This window comes from Candidatus Villigracilis saccharophilus, from assembly GCF_016711665.1.
Genome location: NZ_JADJSO010000023.1, coordinates 45,374 through 65,831 on the forward strand (window position 1 = coordinate 45,374; position 20,458 = coordinate 65,831).

General features: G+C 49.5%; 15 protein-coding genes. 7 read left to right on the forward strand and 8 right to left on the reverse strand.

Annotated features, from left to right (window positions below; all coding sequences use genetic code 11):
- Window positions 1-85: 85 nt before the first annotated feature.
- The 3 genes from IPL17_RS09675 (at window position 86) to IPL17_RS09685 (ending at window position 2,903) form a co-directional block, all read left to right on the forward strand.
- Window positions 86-1,003, forward strand: coding sequence for an ABC transporter ATP-binding protein (locus IPL17_RS09675; RefSeq protein ID WP_345306881.1), 918 nt, complete (start codon window positions 86-88; stop codon window positions 1,001-1,003).
- The gene (locus IPL17_RS09680) at window positions 1,000-1,809 is read left to right on the forward strand and encodes an ABC transporter permease (protein WP_345306882.1); all 810 of its coding nucleotides are present in this window, start codon (window positions 1,000-1,002) and stop codon (window positions 1,807-1,809) included. The genes IPL17_RS09675 and IPL17_RS09680 overlap by 4 nt, the downstream gene beginning before the upstream one ends.
- Before the next feature lie 149 nt (window positions 1,810-1,958).
- The gene (locus IPL17_RS09685) at window positions 1,959-2,903 is read left to right on the forward strand and encodes a GNAT family N-acetyltransferase (RefSeq protein WP_345306883.1); all 945 of its coding nucleotides are present in this window, start codon (window positions 1,959-1,961) and stop codon (window positions 2,901-2,903) included.
- 21 nt (window positions 2,904-2,924) lie between these two features.
- Here IPL17_RS09685 and IPL17_RS09690 read toward each other — a convergent pair whose 3' ends face one another.
- Genes IPL17_RS09690 through IPL17_RS09710 form a run of 5 tightly spaced genes read right to left on the reverse strand, consistent with a single transcriptional unit; the run spans window position 2,925 to window position 11,646 of the window.
- Window positions 2,925-5,354 carry a PAS domain S-box protein gene (locus tag IPL17_RS09690; protein WP_345306884.1) on the reverse strand — a complete coding sequence of 810 codons (2,430 nt, stop codon included), beginning with the start codon at window positions 5,352-5,354 and terminating at the stop codon, window positions 2,925-2,927.
- Between the two features lie 15 nt (window positions 5,355-5,369).
- On the reverse strand, window positions 5,370-6,371 hold the full coding sequence (locus tag IPL17_RS09695; protein ID WP_345306885.1) for an HD domain-containing phosphohydrolase: 1,002 nt from the start codon (window positions 6,369-6,371) through the stop codon (window positions 5,370-5,372).
- Complete coding sequence (locus IPL17_RS09700) at window positions 6,368-7,015, reverse strand: response regulator transcription factor (protein ID WP_345306886.1); 648 nt, start codon at window positions 7,013-7,015, stop codon at window positions 6,368-6,370. The genes IPL17_RS09695 and IPL17_RS09700 overlap by 4 nt, the downstream gene beginning before the upstream one ends.
- Before the next feature lie 3 nt (window positions 7,016-7,018).
- Window positions 7,019-8,104 (reverse strand): response regulator, encoded by a 1,086-nt coding sequence (locus tag IPL17_RS09705; protein WP_345306887.1) that lies wholly within the window; start codon window positions 8,102-8,104, stop codon window positions 7,019-7,021.
- Entirely contained in the window at window positions 8,101-11,646 is a 3,546-nt protein-coding gene (locus IPL17_RS09710) for a PAS domain S-box protein (protein WP_345306888.1), read from the reverse strand. Before IPL17_RS09710 ends, IPL17_RS09705 begins: the two co-directional genes overlap by 4 nt.
- A 357-nt stretch (window positions 11,647-12,003) precedes the next feature.
- Between IPL17_RS09710 and IPL17_RS09715 the strand changes: the two genes are divergently transcribed.
- The 3 genes from IPL17_RS09715 (at window position 12,004) to IPL17_RS09725 (ending at window position 14,886) form a co-directional block, all read left to right on the forward strand.
- Window positions 12,004-12,456: a chemotaxis protein CheW gene (locus IPL17_RS09715; RefSeq protein WP_345306889.1), complete on the forward strand. Its 453-nt coding sequence runs from the start codon at window positions 12,004-12,006 to the stop codon at window positions 12,454-12,456.
- 61 nt (window positions 12,457-12,517) lie between these two features.
- Window positions 12,518-13,087, forward strand: a complete 570-nt coding sequence (locus IPL17_RS09720) for an MCP four helix bundle domain-containing protein (protein WP_345306890.1) — start codon at window positions 12,518-12,520, stop codon at window positions 13,085-13,087.
- On the forward strand, window positions 13,087-14,886 hold the full coding sequence (locus IPL17_RS09725; RefSeq protein ID WP_345306891.1) for a methyl-accepting chemotaxis protein: 1,800 nt from the start codon (window positions 13,087-13,089) through the stop codon (window positions 14,884-14,886). Before IPL17_RS09720 ends, IPL17_RS09725 begins: the two co-directional genes overlap by 1 nt.
- Before the next feature lie 233 nt (window positions 14,887-15,119).
- Here IPL17_RS09725 and IPL17_RS09730 read toward each other — a convergent pair whose 3' ends face one another.
- From IPL17_RS09730 to katG, 3 genes are all read right to left on the reverse strand, one after another.
- On the reverse strand, window positions 15,120-15,449 hold the full coding sequence (locus IPL17_RS09730; RefSeq protein WP_345306892.1) for an AzlD domain-containing protein: 330 nt from the start codon (window positions 15,447-15,449) through the stop codon (window positions 15,120-15,122).
- Complete coding sequence (locus IPL17_RS09735) at window positions 15,446-16,132, reverse strand: AzlC family ABC transporter permease (RefSeq protein WP_345306893.1); 687 nt, start codon at window positions 16,130-16,132, stop codon at window positions 15,446-15,448. The genes IPL17_RS09730 and IPL17_RS09735 overlap by 4 nt, the downstream gene beginning before the upstream one ends.
- Window positions 16,133-16,534: 402 nt before the next feature.
- On the reverse strand, window positions 16,535-18,715 hold the full coding sequence (gene katG / locus IPL17_RS09740) for a catalase/peroxidase HPI (protein ID WP_345306894.1): 2,181 nt from the start codon (window positions 18,713-18,715) through the stop codon (window positions 16,535-16,537).
- A 482-nt stretch (window positions 18,716-19,197) separates the two neighbouring features.
- Between katG and IPL17_RS09745 the strand changes: the two genes are divergently transcribed.
- On the forward strand, window positions 19,198-20,262 hold the full coding sequence (locus IPL17_RS09745; protein WP_345306895.1) for a P1 family peptidase: 1,065 nt from the start codon (window positions 19,198-19,200) through the stop codon (window positions 20,260-20,262).
- Window positions 20,263-20,458 lie beyond the last annotated feature (196 nt).

Below are 20,458 nucleotides of genomic sequence, written 5' to 3' on the forward strand. Positions count from 1 at the left end.
ACACTCACGCAACGCGCTGTTACGGGTGTGTGATTAAGTATGAATTGGCAATTGCCTAATAATCAACGGCATGAGGATAATAGTCATGAATAACTCCGTGATCGTGGTAAAAGATTTTCGTAAAATCTACGGCGATTATGTTGCCGTAGACGGTATCAGTTTCGATGTAAGGCAAGGTGAAATATTTGCTTTGCTCGGTCCTAATGGCGCCGGGAAAACCAGTACGCTGGAATGTCTCGAAGGTCTGCGCGCGCCGAGCGGAGGATCCATGCGGGTGGCTGGTATGGATCCGGCCAGAGAGACACATAAATTAAGAAATCTGATCGGTGTGCAATTGCAATCGGCGGGATTGCCTGAAAGCATCACTCCGGACGAAGCTATGAAATTCTTCTGCGCTTATCACAATGTGACACCCCGCTTCGATTTACTGGAAAGATTTGACTTGACAGGGAAACGGAATATTCAATTCTATGAACTCTCTGCCGGGCAGCAGCGTCGGTTGGTGTTGGCATTGGCGGTTGCTCATAACCCTCAAGTATTATTCATGGATGAACCAACTGCCGGTCTGGATGTGGCGACCCGTGTCGAACTGCATAGCGTGATGCGGGAACAGCAGGTTGCTGGTACCACCATCATCCTTGCGACGCATGACATGGCTGAAGCGGAACAAATGTCAGACCGCGTGGCCATCCTTCTGCAAAGTAAGATCGTCAATATCGGCACTCCGCTGGAAATCACTGCCACCGGCGCAGGCTTGACCAAAATCTCAGTGCGGACACAAACCTCCAGCTTGTCTGCCCCAGGTATTACGTTCCCGGCTGTCAGTCAGCACAAGTTGAAAGATGAATACTACATCTACTTCAGTTCGGATATCGGCCCGACGGTGTCAGCTATTATTGCCCACCTCGCTGCCCACGGAGATGCGCTGATCGATTTGCGCGTGGAGCGGCCCTCGCTGGAAGACCGCTTCCTTGAGATCACCAATTCAGGAGTTGTGCAATGAACGCTTTTATCCATCACTTCACTTTTGAATTTCGGACGGGCATCCGCAACAAACAATTGCTTTTGATGAACTATTTATTCCCCTTGGGTTTTTACCTGATGATGGGATTTGTGATGGCCGAGATCAACCCACCCTTCCGCGAGGATATCATCCCAGCCATGGTCGTGTTTGGTATTTTGGCGGCCACCTTGCTGGGAATACCTGACCCGCTGGTCAATGCCCGCGAGAATGGAGTTTTCCGCAGTTACAAGATCAATGGCATTCCCTCCATCTCGATCCTGGTCATTCCAGCTTTGACAACCATCCTGCATCTGGTACTCGTGGCGGTCATCATTACGATCTCTGCGCCTTTGTTGTTTGATGCTCCTTCGCCGGTACACTGGCTCAATTACGTTTTGATCTTTGTCAGTATGGCAATTGCCTGCGCGGGATTAAGTGTTCTGATCGGTGTGGTCTCCCCCAGTTCACGCATGACCGTGCTATGGTCACAGCTTGTTTTCGTGCCTTCCATGTTATTGGGCGGACTGATGGTCCCATACAAAATGCTGCCGGATATCGCAGGGAAATTCGCCCAACTTTTGCCTGCCACTCAGGCGATGAATGCTTTCAATGGGTTGGCAATGGGAAAGGATGCCGCCTTTTCTCCCTGGGGCTCGGTCATTATGTTACTGATCAGTGGAATTTTGGCATTTGGGCTGGCTGTCTATCTTTTTAGCTGGGACAGTCGCAACACAACGCGGCGCGGACATCCCATGCTGGCATTATTGGTTTTATTGCCATATGCCTTGGGAATATTCCTTTGGTGAAAAGAGAATATGCAAAAAGATGGGCTGGGAGTTCATGACCGCTGTGATGGATATTGTCACCGATGCGCTGTTCCGCTCGATAATGTGTAGGTATTGACCCACTGACGGGTGGCGCAAGTAATTGGCGAAAGGCGAAGGCTGAGAAAAAAATGAGACCGATAATGCGTTTATATCAAAGTGAGGAAGATTACTGGCGGATCCGCGAATTTTTGCGATCTGTGATGCTGTCTAATGATCGCCGCGAATTAAGCTGGCATGTTGCGCGTTGGGATTACTGGGTATGGTTTGCCAATCCTGATATCGAAAAAATAGCCCTCGAGAAAAATGTGTTTATCTGGGAGACCGCGGCTGGGCAAATCGCAGCGGTGTTGAATCCTGAACAACGCGGCCATGCTTTTCCTCAGATCCATCCCGATTTCCGTACACCCGAGCTTGATGAGGAAATGATCGCAGTCGCCGAAGAGCGCCTGATCACAGTCGATAAAGATGGTCATCAGAAATTATGTTTCTGGATCGATTCGAAGGATAAATCCTATCAGGGGTTTCTTACCCGTCGTGGTTTCCATAAAGTCGATTTACCCGAATCACAGGAATATCAGCATCGCCTCTCATTAAATGAGCCGCTTCCGGAACCACCGCTGGTTGCGGGGTACACTCTCCGTTCATTGGGTGGCGGCCTTGAGTTGCTTGAGCGCTGCTACGCTTCGGGGCTTGGATTCCACAACGATGATATACATGTTGCGCGTGATAACCGTGATCATTCGAACTGGTATCACCATATTCAATCCGCACCACTCTACCGCCGCGATTTGGATATTGTTGCTCTTGCTTCTGATGGATCAATTGCCTCTTTCTGCACGATTTGGTTCGATGATGTGACTCGCACAGCATACATTGAACCGGTGGCGACGGTGCCCGCCCACCGCAAAAAAGGACTCGGCAAGGCTGTAATAATGGAGGGACTGCAGCGCCTCAAAGGCATGGGATGCAAGATGGCATTTGTCGGCGGGTATTCTGAAGCGGCAAACGCTCTGTACTTTTCCACTATGGGTTCAGACTATGACGTCTCCGAAGCATGGGAAAAGTATTATTGAGTATGAATTGTGTTTACTTAATCAATCCTTTACGAACTTCATGACCCGATTGCGCCCGCCATTCTTTGCCTGATACATAGCTGTATCGGCATTTCTGAGCATATCGTCTATTCCTGTCATATTCTTATAAAGAGCAGTTACTCCGATAGATGTGGTAATAGGCAATGCCTCCCTTAATTCCTCAAAAGTTGTGTTTGCGATGGTCTGTCTAATTCGTTCAGCCAGGACGAAGGCATCCTCCAAAGATGTGTTTGGCAAAAGTACGGCAAATTCCTCGCCACCCAATCGCCCGAGAATATCAATTTCACGTAACACGGCTTTCAAGGTCGCTGCAAATTGATGGAGAGTTGTATCTCCGACTTCATGGCCATAGGTATCATTAACTTTTTTAAACTCGTCTACGTCCAGCATTAATAATGCAAGTGGATGATTATTTCGAATCGCGCGTTTGAACTCATCCACGCCCCGTTGCATAAAATATCGACGGTTGTGTAAGCCCGTCAAATAATCGGTTGCCGCCAATTTTTCCAGTTCGATGTTCATGGTTCGGATCTTTTCTTCGGCCGCTTTGCGGGCAGTAATATCTTCATTCACCGAGACAAAGTGCGTGATGTTGCCGTTTGGATCAAAAATCGGGGAAATTGAAGCGGAACTCCAGTATGACTCGCCGTTTTTCTTATGGGCGAGAAATTCACCCCGCCATTCTTTTCCAGACTGAATGGTCTGCCACGGTTCAGGATATATTGTGCGTGGTGGGTTATCAGATCTCAATAGGCGCGGGATTTTGCCACGCACTTCCTCAATCAAATAACCGTTCAGCTTGGTAAATTTTGGATTGACGTATTCGATCCTCCCCTCCACATCTGTAATAACGATGGAGGCTGGACTGTGTTCCACCGCGCCTGAGAGTTGACGCAATTGGTCTTCTACACGCTTACGCTCCGTAATATCGTGCCCGATGGTTGATGAGGCAATGATCTTGCCTTCCGTATCCCTGATCGGCGAAATACTCAAAGACACATTAATTTGGCGGCCATCTTTTCTAGTGCGGACTGTCTCAAAACGGGAGATTGGGATGCCGTTCTTTATTTTTTCGAAAATTTGAAAGACTTCATCCTTAAGCTCAGGCGGAACAAGGATTGAAATTGACTTGCCCACCATTTCACTTTCGGTATAGCCATAGGTTAACCAGGCGCCTTTATTCCAATTCAAAATAATGCCATCCAATGTTGTGCTAAGGATGATATCTTCTGAATCCTCCACAATGGCAGCGAGTTGAGCCACCTTTGCCTCAGCGATTTTGCGTAAGGTAACATCGGTTGTGGTGATAACGATACGCCAGTCTGGAAAATCCAACGGCACTGCATTGACGTTGGTCCAAACCACTTGACCGTTTTCTTTGACAACCCCGGTTTCTACATTAAATACCCCCTCTCGTTCGCGGGTCGCCCGTACGCTTGCAAATTCATCTGCCGTCATGGTTGTACCATCTTTGCGAAGATAGGTCCGCTGGCGGTAATTCCCTTGCAGTAGCGCGGCATGGGTCATTCCCAGAATACTTTCCAACGCTGGATTAACATAGATAACGTTGTTATCTGGATCCAGCACCGAAACCCCCACTGGCAACAACTCGAACAAGGCTCTGAGCTTATGCTCGCTTTCTTGAAGCGCGGCTTGTGCCAGCTTGCGCTCTGTTATATCGCGGAAAATTACCAGATCACAGACCTGATCCTGCCAGGTTGTCCTGGTGCCGGTCACCTCGGCAGGGAAATTCGAGCCATCCTTACGTTTGATTATTGATTCATAAGCATTTGGTACAGGCAGTCCTGCAATTCGGTCTGTCAATCGTTGCTGAAGGATGGGATAGGCAGTGGGATCTGCCAGATCTTTAAGATGGGTTTGCAGCAACTCCCGGACGGAATATCCCAATATTTCGGCAGCATGTTGATTGGCATAAACATGTTGTCCCTCTGCGGATGCAATGAGAATGCCATTTGGCGAACTTTCTGCAAGATTTCGAAAATTTGTCTCATTGCTGATAACCGCATTTTCCATGCGCTTGCGATCCGTGATGTCATGGATGATCGAGAAAAGGTATTGCTTGTTTTGTAAAGTGACCGGAGAAGAATGAACTTCCACGATGCGCTCTTCCCCGCTGGCCAGCCTGTGAGGAAAAACAAAATAATTTCGGTTTGAATTTATTGCCCTCTCACGCTCCGCTGCCACTTCCTGTGATGGCAAGGTATTAATTTCCTGGATCAGCATGGTACAAAGTTTCTTTTTGGGATACCCGTAGAAATTTACGGCAGCCTTGTTGGCATACAGAATGTTTCCCCTCTCCGGTTCGATCACCAACATGATCGCAGCGTGGTTGTCAAACATAAGTTGAAGCGTCTGTTTGTTGGGCAATGTATCCGGCTTGAGATTGGATATGTTTTTTATTGATGCCATACCGCTACTCCGTGATCAATATTCGATGATCATTTTTAAGTATTCGTGAACAACATGCGGGTCAAAATGCTTCCCCGCTTGGTCCTCGATATATTTGATCGCATCCTTACCCGACCATGCCTTCCGATAGGGGCGGTCTGATAGCAAAGCATCCCAAACATCCACAACCGCAAAAAGCCGCGCTGCCAGTGGTATCTCCGCGCCTATTAAGCCGCGTGGATAGCCGCTGCCATCCCATCTTTCGTGATGACAATATGGTATATCGAGGGCGGGCAGCAGGAATTCGATCGAAGACAACCATTGGTATGCATAAACAGGATGTAAACGCATGACCTGCCATTCCTCTTCGGTTAATTTATCCTCCTTAAGCAGGATTGAATCTGGAATGCCCAACTTCCCCATGTCATGCAGCAATGTGCCCCGTCGAATATCAGCCAATTCCTCATCCCTAAAACCGGCCGCTTGAGCAAATTTCAAGGTCATCTGTGTTACACGATTCGTATGGTCTTCGGTTCCCTTATCCCTTCGATCCAGGGCACTTAACCAGCTTTCAATTGTCTTATCGTATGCGATCAGCAATTCACTTTGTTTTTCAGCGATACGGCGATAACGGTTTAGACGCAAGATGGTTTGAAGACGGGCAAGTAGTTCCATTCTGTTATAAGGTTTGCTGATGAAATCATCCGCTCCAGACCTTAAGCCGGTAATACGGGAAGTGTCATCATCCAGGGACGTGATCAGCAGGATGGGGATTTCAGCAATATCCGGCATGAGACGAATGCGCTTGCACACTTCGAACCCGTCCATTTGAGGCATCATCACATCCAACAGGATCAGGTCAGGGTGAAGTTTGTCCGCAGCTTCTATTCCATCTGGACCATTGAATTCAAAAAACAGATCATAGGGTTCGGATGCAAGCAAGCCTTCGATCGCCATGGCTGAGACCGAATCATCATCGATGATCAGGATTTTGGGTCTGGAATTATCGGTTCGAATTATTCCTTTTGGTTTGCTCATGGTGAGATCAAGCCCTGTTGGATGGCAAACCGTACCAGGTCTGCCTGGGAGGTAAAGCGCATTTTCGCCATAATATGAGCGCGATGCGATTCGACCGTGCGGACACTCAGGGTCAATTTTTCAGCGATGGCGGCGTTTGAGTTGCCTTCGGCGATATGTTGCAATACTTCACGTTCGCGGTTTGATAAAACAGCCAAAAGATCAGGTTTGTCGAGATCCGCATTCAGAAGGATCTCAAGCACTTCGCTCGCGATGGAACTGCTCAAATACCGTTTCCCTTCCAGTGCATTTTGAATGGCTTGCAGGATCTCTGAAAAATCGGAATCCTTTAGAACATATCCCATGGCGCCGCTTTGTAATGCGCGCACAACATAAGTGGAGTTGGCATGCATGGATAGAATGATCAATTTTGACTTGTATCCTCTTTGCTGTGCGATCTTGGCAGCTTCAATTCCGTTCAGATCAGGCATCATGACGTCCAATAAGGCGATATCAGGAGAAAGTTCCTCCATCAACTTTAGGGCTTCCAATCCATTACTTGCTTCTCCGACGATTTCGTATCCCGGCTGCGCCTCCAGCAGGGAACGCATTCCCTGCCGTACCAATTTATGATCATCAGCAAGAATGATTTTTATCAGATTCATAATTTACTCCGTCGGATCAAGATCGAATTCTGCAAGGACGAGTGTGCCTTTCCCAGGCGCTGATTGCAGCACAAATCGCCCGCCTGCGAGTTTTACGCGTTCTTTCATGCCCGATAACCCGCTGGAGGCAAGGGTGTCCTTTGATTGGATATCAAATCCCTTGCCGGCATCTGCAATGGAGATCAGCAATAGGTCCGGCTTTGTGATCAATATAACGATGGCTTCGGATACCCCGGCGTGACGGGAAATGTTGGTGAGGGCTTCCTGAACGATTCGAAAAACCGTGGTTTCAATATTTTTATTAAAACGATACTCCGCCAGGGGATTGATATTGTGCTGGACGGCGATCCGGGTGCGGTTGGTGAAGCGTTTAAAGAGGTCATCCAGCGCAGCTGGCAGTCCAAAATCATCCAACGCAGCTGGACGTAAGTTAAGTGACATTTCGCGCACCCGCTGTAATAATTCATTTGCGACCATCCGTGCTTCCACGAGAAGGCCGGAGGTGTCTTCATCCTGGCGTTCAAGGATAAGCTTTAACCCGGTAATGAGCTGCCCGATCTCATCGTGCAATTCCACAGCCACGTAGCGCCGTTCCTCTTCCTGTGCATCCAGGATCTGTCTTGAAAGGGTTTGCAATTGCTGGTTTGTTATGGAAAGTTCTGCGAGGGTGGATTGCAGTTTTTCACGCTCATTGAGAAGGTGACGGTATCGATCCACCCGTCGCAAAGTGTTCAGACGGAATTCCAGTTCGAGACTGTCGAATGGTTTGGATAAAAAGTCATCCGCGCCAACCATCAGGCTGTTGAGTTTTACGTCACGGTCATCCAGGGCGGTGATCATAATGATCGGAACTTCACCAATGGCAGGGTCGGAACGGATTCGCTTGCAGACTTCATAGCCATTCATGCGCGGCATCATCACGTCCAGCAGAATCACATCTGGATTGATTTGCTTTGCGATTTCTATTCCTTGCACACCATCCACCGCCATTTCGATCTGGTAATTGGGTTTTGCAAGCAGGCCTGCCAGGGCGTTGCGAGTTATGGCGTCATCGTCCACAATCAGGATTGTATAAGGTTGTTCGCTCATGGCTTGTTTCCGATCAACTTTTGTATTGTAGCCATTAATTCTCTTAAACGTATCGGCTTGCTCATGTATTCATTGGCGCCGGCCTTCAGACAGTATTCACGGTCACCTGGCATTGCCAGGGCGGTGACAGCAACCACCGGGATGCTCGTGACCAATGGATCAGCATGGGAACGTACACGGCGAATCGTTTCCAGCCCATCCATGCCGGGCATTTGGATATCGACCAGCAGGATGTCAGGATGGATTTCTTCGACCCTCTCCAGCAGCTCGTAACCGTTACGAACCTTGATCACACGATATTGATTTACTTCAAGAAATTCTGCGATGACCTGCAAAACCAATTCGTGATCATCTGCAAGCATGATTAAAGGCGGGTGCGAATTCTCAGAGGGCATTCCGGAACCAGATTCATAATGTGATGGGACGGGGGCTGGCACGGCGCGTTGATACGCCCAGGGTAATGTAACAATGAAACGGCTGCCCTGTCCAGTTACGCTTTCGACTGCAATGCTTCCGTTGTGCATTTCAGTAAGGCGCTGAACCAGAGATAATCCAAGTCCCGAGCCGGCGTATTCACGTGCGAGGCTGCTGTCGATTTGCACAAAAGGTTTAAAGAGCTTGTATAGGTCTTCAGTTTTTATACCAATGCCTTTATCCCAAACGATTAAACGGATAACTTGCTCGGTTTCATCTGCTTGAACTTCCAATCCCAATTCTCCATTTGGCGGGGTGAATTTAACGGCATTGCTGAGCAGGTTTACAAGAATTTGTTTTAGACGGCGCGCGTCTGCGTCAATCATGACAGGGTCTACCGCAGGAGAGTAATGCAGATTCTGTTTCTTATGTTGGGTCATTCCCTTTACCATTTGCAGGCTCGCCTGGCACACATCTGCAAGTATGCAGGGAGCAAAGTGCAGTTCCAGTTTCCCCGCCTCGATCTTGGAAAGGTCAAGTATATCGTTGATCAGCTCAAGCAAATGACGGCCGCTTTCCTCGATCATGGATAAAGTATTTTTCTGCCGATCGTTCAAAGGTCCATACGTGTTCAACAGCATCGCTTCAGAAAGACCTAGAATGCCTGTGAGAGGGGTGCGTAATTCATGGCTCACACTCGCGAGGAATTCATCCCGTGATCGTAAAGCCCGCGCAAGGTCAGCGTTGACTCGGCTGAGATCGGCAGTGCGTTTTTCCACCCGCGTTTCCAATTCGCTGGTATGTTGACGGATCAGTTCCTCGGCTTGTTTACGCTCTGTGATGTCGGTGTGGGTTCCCAGCATTCTGAGGGCGCTTCCTTCCTTGCTCCACTCCACTACCTTGCCGAGGGAGAGGATCCACTTCCAGTTTCCAGACTTCGTCTTTTGACGAAATTCAACCCGATATTCTGGCAAGAGACCACTGACATAGTTCGAATACGCCTTTGATGTGATCTCGCGATCATCAGGGTGCAGACGTTCGATCCATGCAGTATTTGTTTCCACAAAAGTTTTCGGATCATAACCAAGCATTTGTGCGTATTCATCATTAACGATTGCCTCCCCAGTTTGAACATTGAGATCGTACAAACCCTGGTTCGCTGCGTGCAGCGACAATCGTAGTCTTTCTTCGCTTTGGCGAAGCGCTTCTTCCACCTTCTTTCGTTCAGTGATATCCGATTTGACGGCAATGAAATGAGCAATTTCGCCGGCCTCGTTCCTTACGGGCGTGATCGTCATTTCCTCGTCATAAAGCGTGCCATCTTTTCGGCGATTGACCAATTCGCCATGCCATACTTTTCCAGCCAATATGGTGTTCCATAAGTTCTTATAAAACGCTTGATCCTGCCTGCCTGATTTGATCAATTCACGCGGATTGTTCCCAAAAACTTCTTCGGGAAATCGATATCCGGTCAAAGCAGTAAAAGCCGGATTCGCCCATTGAATGGTTCCATCAACCTTGGTAATGACGATGGCATTTGCCGATGCCTCCAGCATGGCGCTCTGTAAATACAGCTTTTCTTCCACTTGTTTACGTTCGGTAATCTCTTGCGAGATCACTTGTATCCCAACCAAAGCGTGTTGTTCGTCAAAGACCGGCTGGTAGGTGGAATGAAACCACTTTTTTCCTGAAGGCAGGTTAAACTCAGTGTCAAAGGATTCGGTCACACCTGAGGCCAGGACACGCTGCATGCGTTCGGTAACGGTCGGCCCGCGTTCGGGTCCGAATATCTCCAGCGCTGTTTTTCCCAATGCTTCATTGGCCTTTATCCCCAGGCTTTTTCTGGACAGGCTGTTTTGTAAAATAAGCCGGCATTCCCTATTAAAAATTGCATTCGTGGTACCGGAATTTTCAAATACTAATTGATATCTGTTTTGACTTTCCTGTAATGCATCTTCCGCTTGTTTGCGTGCGGTAATATCGGTGACGCTGGTTATAAAATAAAGCGGGATATTTTGTTCATCTCGCACCAGGGTGGTGTTTACAAATGTCCAGACAGTCGTGGAATTCCAATGCAGGTATCGCTTCTCAAATTGACATGTATCCTTTTCCCCCGCTAGAAGGCTGCGAACGCTTTCGGCGCTGATGGAAATATCGTCTGGGTGGGTAATATCCTGAAAATTGACTTCTTGTAATGCATCCATCGTATAGCCGAGCATATCGGCCATTGCAGCGTTTACTTTTAACAGACGGCCGTCCAGGGCTGTTAGAACATACCCGGTGGCTGTCTTTTCGAAGATCGATCTGAAGCTGGCTTCACTTTTTTGCAGAATTTCTTCATTCCGCTTACGTTCGGTTATTTCCTGGACAGTACCGCTCAATAAACTTGGCGCACCCGTTTCATCAAGTACTATCTCACCGGCTTCAGCCCAGACAACATGAACGGAGCCGTCGTTCCATATGATGCGATATTCCAGCGGCACGGGCTTGCCTTGGGTGATCACTGAAAGGTTGCTTTGTTCCACTGCAGCGCGATCTTCCGGGTGGATCGCCTGCGCGATCACTTCAGCAAGATCTCCTGAGAATGTTTCTTTTTCCAGGCCAAATATGTTGTACATCTCATCCGACCAGTCAAGGTGATTGGTCTTGATATTCCATGTCCAACTGCCCATGTGGGCGAAGTGCTGCGCCTTGCGTAATTTGCTTTCCGAGTCGAGTAATTTTTCCTCGGCTTTTTTTTGCTCAGTTTGCATTTTTTTCTCAGAAAGCGCGTGAATTACAGCTGTCCCCAGACGTTTTAGGTTTTCCTTGATGATGTAGTTAACTGCCCCCGCTTTCATACACTCTACAGCAATATCTTCATTTTTCGATTCGGTGTAGATGATCAGGGGAGTCAGCGGCGCAATTTCCTGTAACACTTCCAGTGCCCGCATGCCGCTAAAATGCGGCAGCCAATAATCGGAAAGTACCAGATCCGGCTCGTATTTTATGACTGCTTCCAAAAATTCCAACTCGGTCTCCACACGCTGGAATTCACAATCCGTAAGTTCTTTTGTGATCTCTTTCATTGCCAGCTCTGCATCAGAAGGCTGGTTCTCAATAAATAAGATCCGAATTATTTTGCCCATGAGCACATTCCTTCCAACCCGACTTGTCCAAGCCAACTAACGTCGGTTTTTTTACACCATAAAATCATAATAGCGGAATTATCGCAATCCTGCCATCCGTATTAGTACTTAATTCCAATAAACCAGAAACCGAGTTGATGGGTTGCACAGGCTTCCTTTCAAATATTAAGTAGTTTTACATGCGGTTTTTACGTAGTTAAACGAATTGAGAATCTCCCCTTTGAACCTATACTAAAGCATGGCAAAAACAATGGGTTTCTTTCGCAATTTTTGGTAAAAAATTTACTTTTTTTATGGGATCAGCGATAAATCAATGATCAGATCCGTCAATTGAAATAACTCTGTGGAGATAAAAATATGGAACAACAACTCGTGATCTTTGAACTGGCAAATGAATTCTACGGCATCAACATCGCTGTGGTTGAGAGCATCATCAAGATGCAGGCGATCACACAACTGCCGCAATCTCCTTTTTATGTAAAAGGAGTCACAAACCTGCGGGGCAGTGTCTTGCCGGTGATCGATCTGCGTTCGCGCTTTGCCCTGCAGCCAAAAGAAGATACGCGCCAGACGCGAATCATCATCGTCACGATGGGCAGCATCAAGGTGGGCGTGACCGTGGACGGGGTCTCAGAGGTCCTGCGGGTTTCAGATGAATTGATCGAGCCGCTGCCCCCGATGGTCAACTCGGTCAATTCTGTATTCTTAAAAGGCATTGTCCGACTGGAGAACCGTTTGATTATTTTGTTGGAACTAGGCAAAGTGCTTGATCTAAACGACCAGCAGGTGCTTGAAGCACTTGTGGTTTAAAAAATTGAAATAAATATAGCTTCATACAAGGCAGTCAAATTAAGAATTGAAGGAGATTGATATGAAATGGTTTAATAACTTACGAATGGGTGTGAAGTTGCTTGGGGCTTTTCTGGTGCTTGTACTACTCGTGGGAGGCGTGCTGGGAGGATTGGGTTATTTCAACCTGAATAACGTCAACAACATCATTAAAGAGATCGTCAACCAGCGCGTACCTTCCGTTAAGAATGCTACTGCTGTTGAGCGATATGCCCTGCGCACTATTCTTGATGAGAAGCAATACCTGCTGGGCGCCAACGATACACGTGTAGACCGCACGCAATTTCAGGCGTCTGCGATGAACAATATTGACCAGATCATTGCTGCGCTGGATGAAGTGGACAAGGTCGCCAAAGAATATAACGATACAGACCTGCTGGCAAAATCACAGGAAGTTCGAACGGTCACTTTGCAGTATAAAGACCTTTACAATCAGGGCGTAGCGGCATTGGAAGAAAATGCCCAACTGGCCACAGTCATGGCGGAGAACGGCACCAAGGTGACCGACCTCGCCCGTGCATTTTTCAATGACAAGACCGGATTGACTGATGAAAAGAACACCGATCGGTTGATATTTGGGAGACTGCGTTAATGACCCGGATTGACCAGAACAAGTATATGCTCTATCGCGATCAAAAGTATTACACCTCGTTGGAAGATAATATTAAGAAATTGGGTGTACGCTATACAGATTTGGAAAGAGTAAGCACGCAGGCTGCAGATAAGCAAAAGATTAATGAAGCACGCACAGCAACTGATGCGTATTACGTGGCTGCACAAGGCTGGGTGGCCAAAGACAATGAATTAACCGCCATCCTGGCTGATATGAACTCTATTGGTTTGAAAGTACAGGAAAACGCAATGGCGGCGGAAGATGCCGGCTGGCTGGCAGCTGAAGCTACAAAAGGCACCAGCGCTAGTGCCGTATCCAGCGCGATCACGCTCACCATCATAGCTGTTGTCGTTGCGATCTTGCTTGGATTGATCCTTGGGATTGTCATTTCCAACAGTATCGCCAACCCGCTGGCATTCCTTACCAAATTGGCGAAAGCCCTCTCGGTCGGCGACATGGTGCGTGATGTGAGCGAAGCTGAGAAGGACACGGTCCGCAAACGCAAAGACGAGATTGGCGACATCAGCAACGCCTTCGATGCGCTGATCAACTATATGCAGGGCATGGGCGTGGCTGCAACAGCTATTGCTGAAAACAACCTGACCACTACAGTCACCCCGAAATCACCCAAAGATGAACTCGGCAACTCCTTCGCCAAGATGATCGCCGGTCTGCGCGATGCCGTCAGCCAGATCGCCGAAAACGCAAACTCCGTCTCCATCGCCGCAGCCCAACTGACTACCGCCGCCGAACAATCCGGCGAAGCCACCAGCCAGATCGCCACCACCATTCAACAGGTCGCGCTCGGCACCGCCCAGCAGACCGAAGGCGTCACCAAGACCTCCGCCTCCGTCGAGCAGATGGGACGCGCCATTGACGGCGTCGCCAAGGGCGCTCAGGAACAAGCCAAAGCCATCTCCCAGGCTTCACAGATCACCTCCCGCATCAACACCGCCATCGAACAGGTCGCTGCCAATGCGCAGGCCGTCACCCGTGACTCTGCTCAAGCCGCCACCTACTCCCGCGACGGTGCCAAGACCGTCAAGGAAACCATCACTGGCATGGAAGCCATCCGCTCCAAGGTCGGTCTCTCCGCCACCAAGGTCGAAGAGATGGGCACCCGCTCCGAGGAGATCGGTGCCATCGTCGAGACCATCGAAGACATTGCCTCTCAAACCAATCTGCTGGCGCTCAACGCCGCCATCGAAGCCGCCCGCGCAGGTGAACAGGGCAAGGGTTTCGCGGTCGTGGCCGATGAAGTCCGCAAACTGGCCGAACGCTCCAGCCTTGCCACAAAGGAGATCGCCGCCCTCATCAAGGGCATCCAGAAGACCGTCAGTGAAGCCGTGACCGCCATGCAAGCCTCCGCTCAGGAAGTCGAGCTGGGTGTGACACGCGCTCATTCGGCTGGCGAGGTGCTCGATAACATCCTCGGTGCGGCGGAATCCGTTTACAAGCAGGCGGAAGAGGCGGGCAACACCGCCGCCAAGGTCGGCGCCGCCGCCGCTGAACTGGTCGAAGCGGTCGACGCGGTCTCAGCCGTGATCGAAGAGAACACCGCCGCCACCGAAGAGATGGCTGCCAATTCCACAGAGCTGACCCAGGCCATCGAGAACATCGCCAGTGTCAGCGAAGAGAACAGCGCGTCTGTCGAGGAAGTCTCCGCCTCCACCGAGGAAGTTTCCGCCCAGGTTGAAGAGGTTTCTGCCTCCGCCACTTCCCTGATGGAGATGGCTCAGAAGTTGCAGCAAGTGGTGGCAAAGTTTAAACTGAAATAATCTGTCCGACATAGACTTGGCGAAGGATTGGATGTGCCAACATCCAATCCTTCGCTATTTTTTTTTCTGTAAATACTTACGAAACCTGGAGAATGAGATGAAGTATAAACAGTGAGTATCGGTTGTTTATTTTTTTAACTACTCATCTGAGGCGCGATATGAAATCAGAAAAAACACTGTCCATTAAAAACGGAATAAAAATCATTCATAATTGCACGAATGGTCGTCCATTATTAGCCCCCAAAAGCCAATTCCAAAATCCACAATACCGTCATCCCAACTAAAATGGTGAGCAAGACATTGCGTGTTTTCCAGGCCACCACAGCACCGACCAGGCCAGCCATTAAGCGGAAATTATATTGTGAAAGGTCAAGATGCCCGGCTGGGTGAGTAAGGGCTGGGAAGACCAATGCTGCCAGTGCGGCCGCAGGCACAAAGCGCAAGGCATGGCGCAGCCGATCTGGCATTGCAATTTTCCCGAATAGGTAAATAAATAGGAAGCGGAGCAGGAACGTGCCTGCTCCAATGGTAATAAAAAGTAGCCAAATCTGTGTTTTGCTCACGATGCGGTCCTTCGATTTTCCACTAGATAACCAGCGGCAATGCCAAGAAAGGTAGCGAGCACCAAGCCGATGTTATACGGTAATCCCTTGGCGAGTACTGCTATGATTCCTCCCGTGAGCGCGGCAACCACTGTCGGGCGGTCGCGCAATGATCCGAACATCAATGCCATAAAACTGAGCGGAAAGGCAAAGTCGAAACCCCAACTAGCTGGCACAAGCGCGCCTAATAGCGACCCAATAACGGCGCTGATCTGCCAGGCAACCCAGACGGTCAGTGCCGAACCAAAATAAAACCAGCGATGACTGACCGTTTCATTTGTCACGAAATGAGTCAAACTAACTCCGAATGCCTGATCTGAGAGCATATATGCCAGCAAAGCCTTTTGCCATAGTGAAAGCTTTTGCAAATAAGGAGCCAGGGTTGCGCTGTACATGGTAAAACGCAAGTTGATCACCCATGCTGTCAGTACCATAATGAGCCAGGGACTGCCGGCGCTCATCAATTGGAACACCACAAGCTGCGACGCTCCAGCAAATACCAGCACTGACATTCCCAGGGTTTCAAAAAAAGTTAATCCCACGCTGACGGCAGCCACTCCTGAGATCATGGCAAACGGAACCACTCCGATCAGGATGGGCAGCGCGCCTCGTGCGCCGGCAAGAAAATCCTTGTTTATTCGCATTGTTTCTTTTATCCAAATCCTATGTAGTTTTATGGGAGTTTACCATCACTCACAATTGCTTTTTACACAGCAAAGGATGAGATAAGAATCGGGGGGGGCTAAAAAGATAAATAAACTGGCGTTTCAACGACTGGGATAGGACTAGACTTATTTGTGGTGTCTTATTTTGAACCACAAAGCTCGCAAGGAGCGCAAAGAAACCCATACAGCTTTAAGAACTGCGGCTCTACGTGGTAAATTTAGATTTTCTGTCAATGCCACTTAAAATTGCGGAGCTGCGATTGGCGCGCTTTGCACGTACTATGTGAAAAGCTGGCGGAGATTATCTCCGCCAGCTTTTTTTTATTCTGCCCATTCGGGGTGTGGCTAATTTGCTCTATCAGGACAGCCCTGCTTGTTGTCTTAGATAAGATCGAATCGGTCCAGATTCATGACCTTGTTCCAGGCTGCAATGAAATCACGCACGAACTTCTCTTTTGCATCACTTTGCGCATAAACTTCGGCCAGGGCTCTTAGCTGCGAGTTCGAGCCAAAGACCAGGTCGACGCGGGTACCGATCCACTTAAGTTCACCTGTCTTGCGGTCGCACCCTTCGAAGGTGTCTCCGATATCAGATGTGGACTTCCAGATTGTTCCCATATCTAGCAAGTTGACGAAGAAATCATTGCTCAGCGTATCGGCCTGTTTTGAGAACACGCCATGTTTTGACTGGTTCACATTAGCGCCTAGTACACGCAGGCCGCCGACAAGCACTGTCATCTCTGGTGCGCTCAAGGTTAAGAGTTGAGCCTTGTCTACAAGCATTTCCTCGGCCGATACGGTGAAGGCCGTCTTTTGATAATTGCGGAATCCGTCGGCCTGGGGCTCCAGAACGGCGAATGATTCAACATCGGTCTGACTTTGCGAGGCGTCGGTGCGGCCCGGTGTGAAGGGAACCTTCAGCGCGTGACCAGCAGCCTTCGCTGCGGCCTCAACTGCGGCACAGCCGCCCAAAACGATTAGGTCAGCAAGTGAGACTTTCTTGCCATCAGACTGGGCGCTGTTGAATTCTTTGCGAATGCGCTCCAATCTCTTGAGCACCTTCGCCAACTGCGCAGGCTGGTTGACTTCCCAATCCTTTTGCGGGGCAAGGCGGATGCGCGCACCGTTGGCGCCGCCGCGCTTGTCCGATCCTCTATAGGTGGAAGCAGAAGCCCAGGCTGTAGAAACAAGCTCAGGCGTAGAAAGACCCGAAGCCAGAATATCCTTCTTTAGTGTGGCAATATCCTTCGCGCCAATCAACTTGTGATTAACTACAGGGAGCGGATCCTGCCAGATCAAATTTTCCTTCGGAACTTCTGGTCCGAGGTAGCGGACTTTGGGTCCCATGTCGCGGTGAGTCAGTTTGAACCAGGCGCGGGCGAAGGCATCTGCAAACGCTTTGGGATTCTTGTGGAAACGGCGTGCGATGGGTTCGTAGATCGGGTCAAAACGCAGCGAGAGGTCAGCGGTGGTCATCATCGGCGCGTGCTTCTTTGACGGGTCGTGCGCGTCGGGGATCATGTGTTCGGGCTTGCAATTTTTCGGTTGCCACTGTTGCGCACCAGCGGGACTTTTGACAAGTTCCCACTCGTAGCCAAAGAGCATGTCGAAGTAGCCCATGTCCCATTGGGTGGGGTTCGGTTTCCACGCGCCTTCAATGCCACTGGAGGTGGTGTGAACGCCCACGCCGCTGCTGAGGCTGTTCTTCCAGCCCAAGCCCATTTCTTCCAACGGAGCTGCTTCTGGTTCGCGTCCGACCAACTTTGGGTCGCCTGCGCCGTGCGCTTTGCCAAAAGTGTGTCCACCGGCGACGAGCGCGACGGTTTCTTCATCGTTCATCGCCATGCGGGCGAACGTCTCGCGCACATCGCGGCCCGAGGCCACAGGGTCAGGGTTGCCGTTGGGACCTTCGGGGTTCACATAGATCAGACCCATCTGCACCGCAGCCAGCGGATTCTCAAGATCGCGGTCGCCGCTGTAGCGTTTGTCGCCCAGCCAGGTCTCTTCATTGCCCCAGTAGATGTCTTCCTCGGGCTGCCAGATGTCGGCGCGTCCCCCGCCGAAACCGAAGGTCTTGAATCCCATCGACTCCAGCGCCACGTTGCCCGCCAGAATCATCAAGTCAGCCCATGAGAGTTTGTTTCCATATTTCTGTTTGATGGGCCAAAGCAAGCGGCGTGCCTTGTCGAGGTTAACATTGTCAGGCCAACTATTGAGCGGCGCAAAACGCTGATTGCCCGTTCCGCCACCACCACGTCCATCCGCGGTGCGATACGTGCCCGCGCTGTGCCAGGCCATGCGGATCATCAAACCACCATAGTGACCCCAATCCGCGGGCCACCACTCCTGCGAGTCTGTCATCAGTTTGGCAAGATCTTTCTTGACCGCAGTCAGGTCAATTTTCTTGAATTCTTCAGCGTAGTTGAAATTGGGATCCATCGGGTTGGAGGCTGGCGCGTGCTGGTGAAGAATGCCCAGGTTTAGTCGATTGGGCCACCAGTCGTGGTTTGATGTGCCTTGGCCAGCCCTACCTGTTATTGGGCACTTGCTGTTTTCGCTCATCTTTGTTCTCCTTTAGATATTAGGTTTGAAAAGTTAATGGTAATCTTAGCCGTGCGCGGGGCGGATCTGCCGGACAAAAGTCAAAGGGAAAATTCACCAAAAGCACTGAATCCTCTCAACGAGGGAAGCCCCGCTCTCCCTTCGTGTGCGCCTAATAAAATTGCGGACGCGAATTTGTATCACGCAGGAAATCGCTCTACGGTTGGCCAATAGCGATATTATATCCCGGGCAGGTGCTATGAGCGGTAGTTAAATACGGTATTTCCTAGATCATCAAAAAGAAATGGCGGCTTCTGGGAACTGAGAAACAAACCACTTTCTGCCTTGATCGGCTTTTTAGAATTAATAACGTAAAATTGTCGCATCAATATCAGCTTCATTATATGGACTTTGTATGCGGCAACTGACCAGAGTCCGCAGTCCATGGATATTTGATCAACAACGAACGGTTTTAATGGATGCGATTAAACGGAACACATCATATGGATAGTCCAAGAAAACGCGCAAGGGAATTGGGGTTTGCTCCTGGTATTCTGCCAACGGGAAAGCTGAATTCCATCACGGATGTTTTTGGGATTCAGGTGGGGCATTTTACCTTGATCGAAGGTGACGATATTCGAACGGGCGTGACCGCCATCCTGCCGCATGGAGGAAATATCTATCAGGATAAAGTGCCAGCTGGCGTCGTGGTTGGGAACGGGTTTGGGAAATTGGCTGGTTCCACTCAGATCGAAGAACTGGGCGAAATTGAAACACCGATCATTTTGACGAATACTCTTGCGGTTCCGCGTGCCTCGGAGGCATTGATCGAATGGACTTTGAATCAAAATGGCAATGAAGAGGTTCAAAGCGTAAATCCCATTGTAGGTGAAACCAATGACGGGATGTTGAATAACATCCGCAAACTCTCGATCACAAAAGAGCATGTCAAATTTGCGCTTGAGCATGCTGGTACAGGTCTTGTCACGGAAGGAAACGTGGGTGCTGGGACTGGAACAGTTTGTTTCGGCTGGAAGGGCGGCATCGGTACGAGTTCGCGCATTCTTCCAGGAAACCTCGGTGGATATACCCTGGGCGTTTTGGTGCAGTCTAATTTCGGTGGTGTGTTGCAAATGAACGGAATCCCCGTTGGAAAAGAACTTGGTCAATATTACCTGAAAGATGAACTGGCAGATCAAACAGCCGATGGCTCGGTCATGATCATCATCGCAACGGATGCGCCTTTGTTTGACCGTAACCTCAAGCGCCTTGCCAAACGCGGACTCGCCGGGCTTGCTCGAACAGGAGCATCCATGAGCAATGGATCTGGAGATTATGTGATCGCGTTTTCAACTGCAGAGGAAGTCCGCAGAACCTCAGAACGCCGGGCTCAGGTCTGGGCGTATCCTGAAGTGCCCAATGCACAACTGTCACCATTGTTTCAGGCTGCCATCGAAGCAACTGAAGAGGCGATCTATAACTCGCTCTGCATGGCCGAAACTATGACAGGCTATAAAGGGCGGGTAATTCATGCACTCCCCATACGAGCGGTTGGACAGCTTAAGTGATTGCAGATATATATTGGCTGTTTCTAAAAAAGTACGCCCAGAAAAAAAAGAGGCAATGATGAAAATGTTGGATTTGATTACTCCAGAACTAAGAGAAGAACTCATCCAGTTTGCCCAAAGTCTGGTAAGGGTGAAGAGTATGTCCGGGCAGGAAGGGGAAATTATCAAACTCATTGAGAAAAAAATGCATGCTCTT

Bases quoted from the DNA above. Each gene is read 5' to 3' on its own strand.
- IPL17_RS09715 (WP_345306889.1), top strand. From the start codon at position 12,004: ATGGAACAACAACTCGTGATCTTTGAACTGGCAAATGAATTCTACGGC.
- IPL17_RS09690 (WP_345306884.1), bottom strand. From the start codon at position 5,354: ATGGCATCAATAAAAAACATATCCAATCTCAAGCCGGATACATTGCCC.
- IPL17_RS09680 (WP_345306882.1), top strand. From the start codon at position 1,000: ATGAACGCTTTTATCCATCACTTCACTTTTGAATTTCGGACGGGCATC.
- IPL17_RS09725 (WP_345306891.1), top strand. From the start codon at position 13,087: ATGACCCGGATTGACCAGAACAAGTATATGCTCTATCGCGATCAAAAG.
- katG (WP_345306894.1), bottom strand. From the start codon at position 18,715: ATGAGCGAAAACAGCAAGTGCCCAATAACAGGTAGGGCTGGCCAAGGC.
- IPL17_RS09675 (WP_345306881.1), top strand. From the start codon at position 86: ATGAATAACTCCGTGATCGTGGTAAAAGATTTTCGTAAAATCTACGGC.
- IPL17_RS09745 (WP_345306895.1), top strand. From the start codon at position 19,198: ATGGATAGTCCAAGAAAACGCGCAAGGGAATTGGGGTTTGCTCCTGGT.
- IPL17_RS09705 (WP_345306887.1), bottom strand. From the start codon at position 8,104: ATGAGCGAACAACCTTATACAATCCTGATTGTGGACGATGACGCCATA.
- IPL17_RS09695 (WP_345306885.1), bottom strand. From the start codon at position 6,371: ATGAGCAAACCAAAAGGAATAATTCGAACCGATAATTCCAGACCCAAA.
- IPL17_RS09720 (WP_345306890.1), top strand. From the start codon at position 12,518: ATGAAATGGTTTAATAACTTACGAATGGGTGTGAAGTTGCTTGGGGCT.
- IPL17_RS09735 (WP_345306893.1), bottom strand. From the start codon at position 16,132: ATGCGAATAAACAAGGATTTTCTTGCCGGCGCACGAGGCGCGCTGCCC.
- IPL17_RS09685 (WP_345306883.1), top strand. From the start codon at position 1,959: ATGAGACCGATAATGCGTTTATATCAAAGTGAGGAAGATTACTGGCGG.
- IPL17_RS09700 (WP_345306886.1), bottom strand. From the start codon at position 7,015: ATGAATCTGATAAAAATCATTCTTGCTGATGATCATAAATTGGTACGG.
- IPL17_RS09710 (WP_345306888.1), bottom strand. From the start codon at position 11,646: ATGGGCAAAATAATTCGGATCTTATTTATTGAGAACCAGCCTTCTGAT.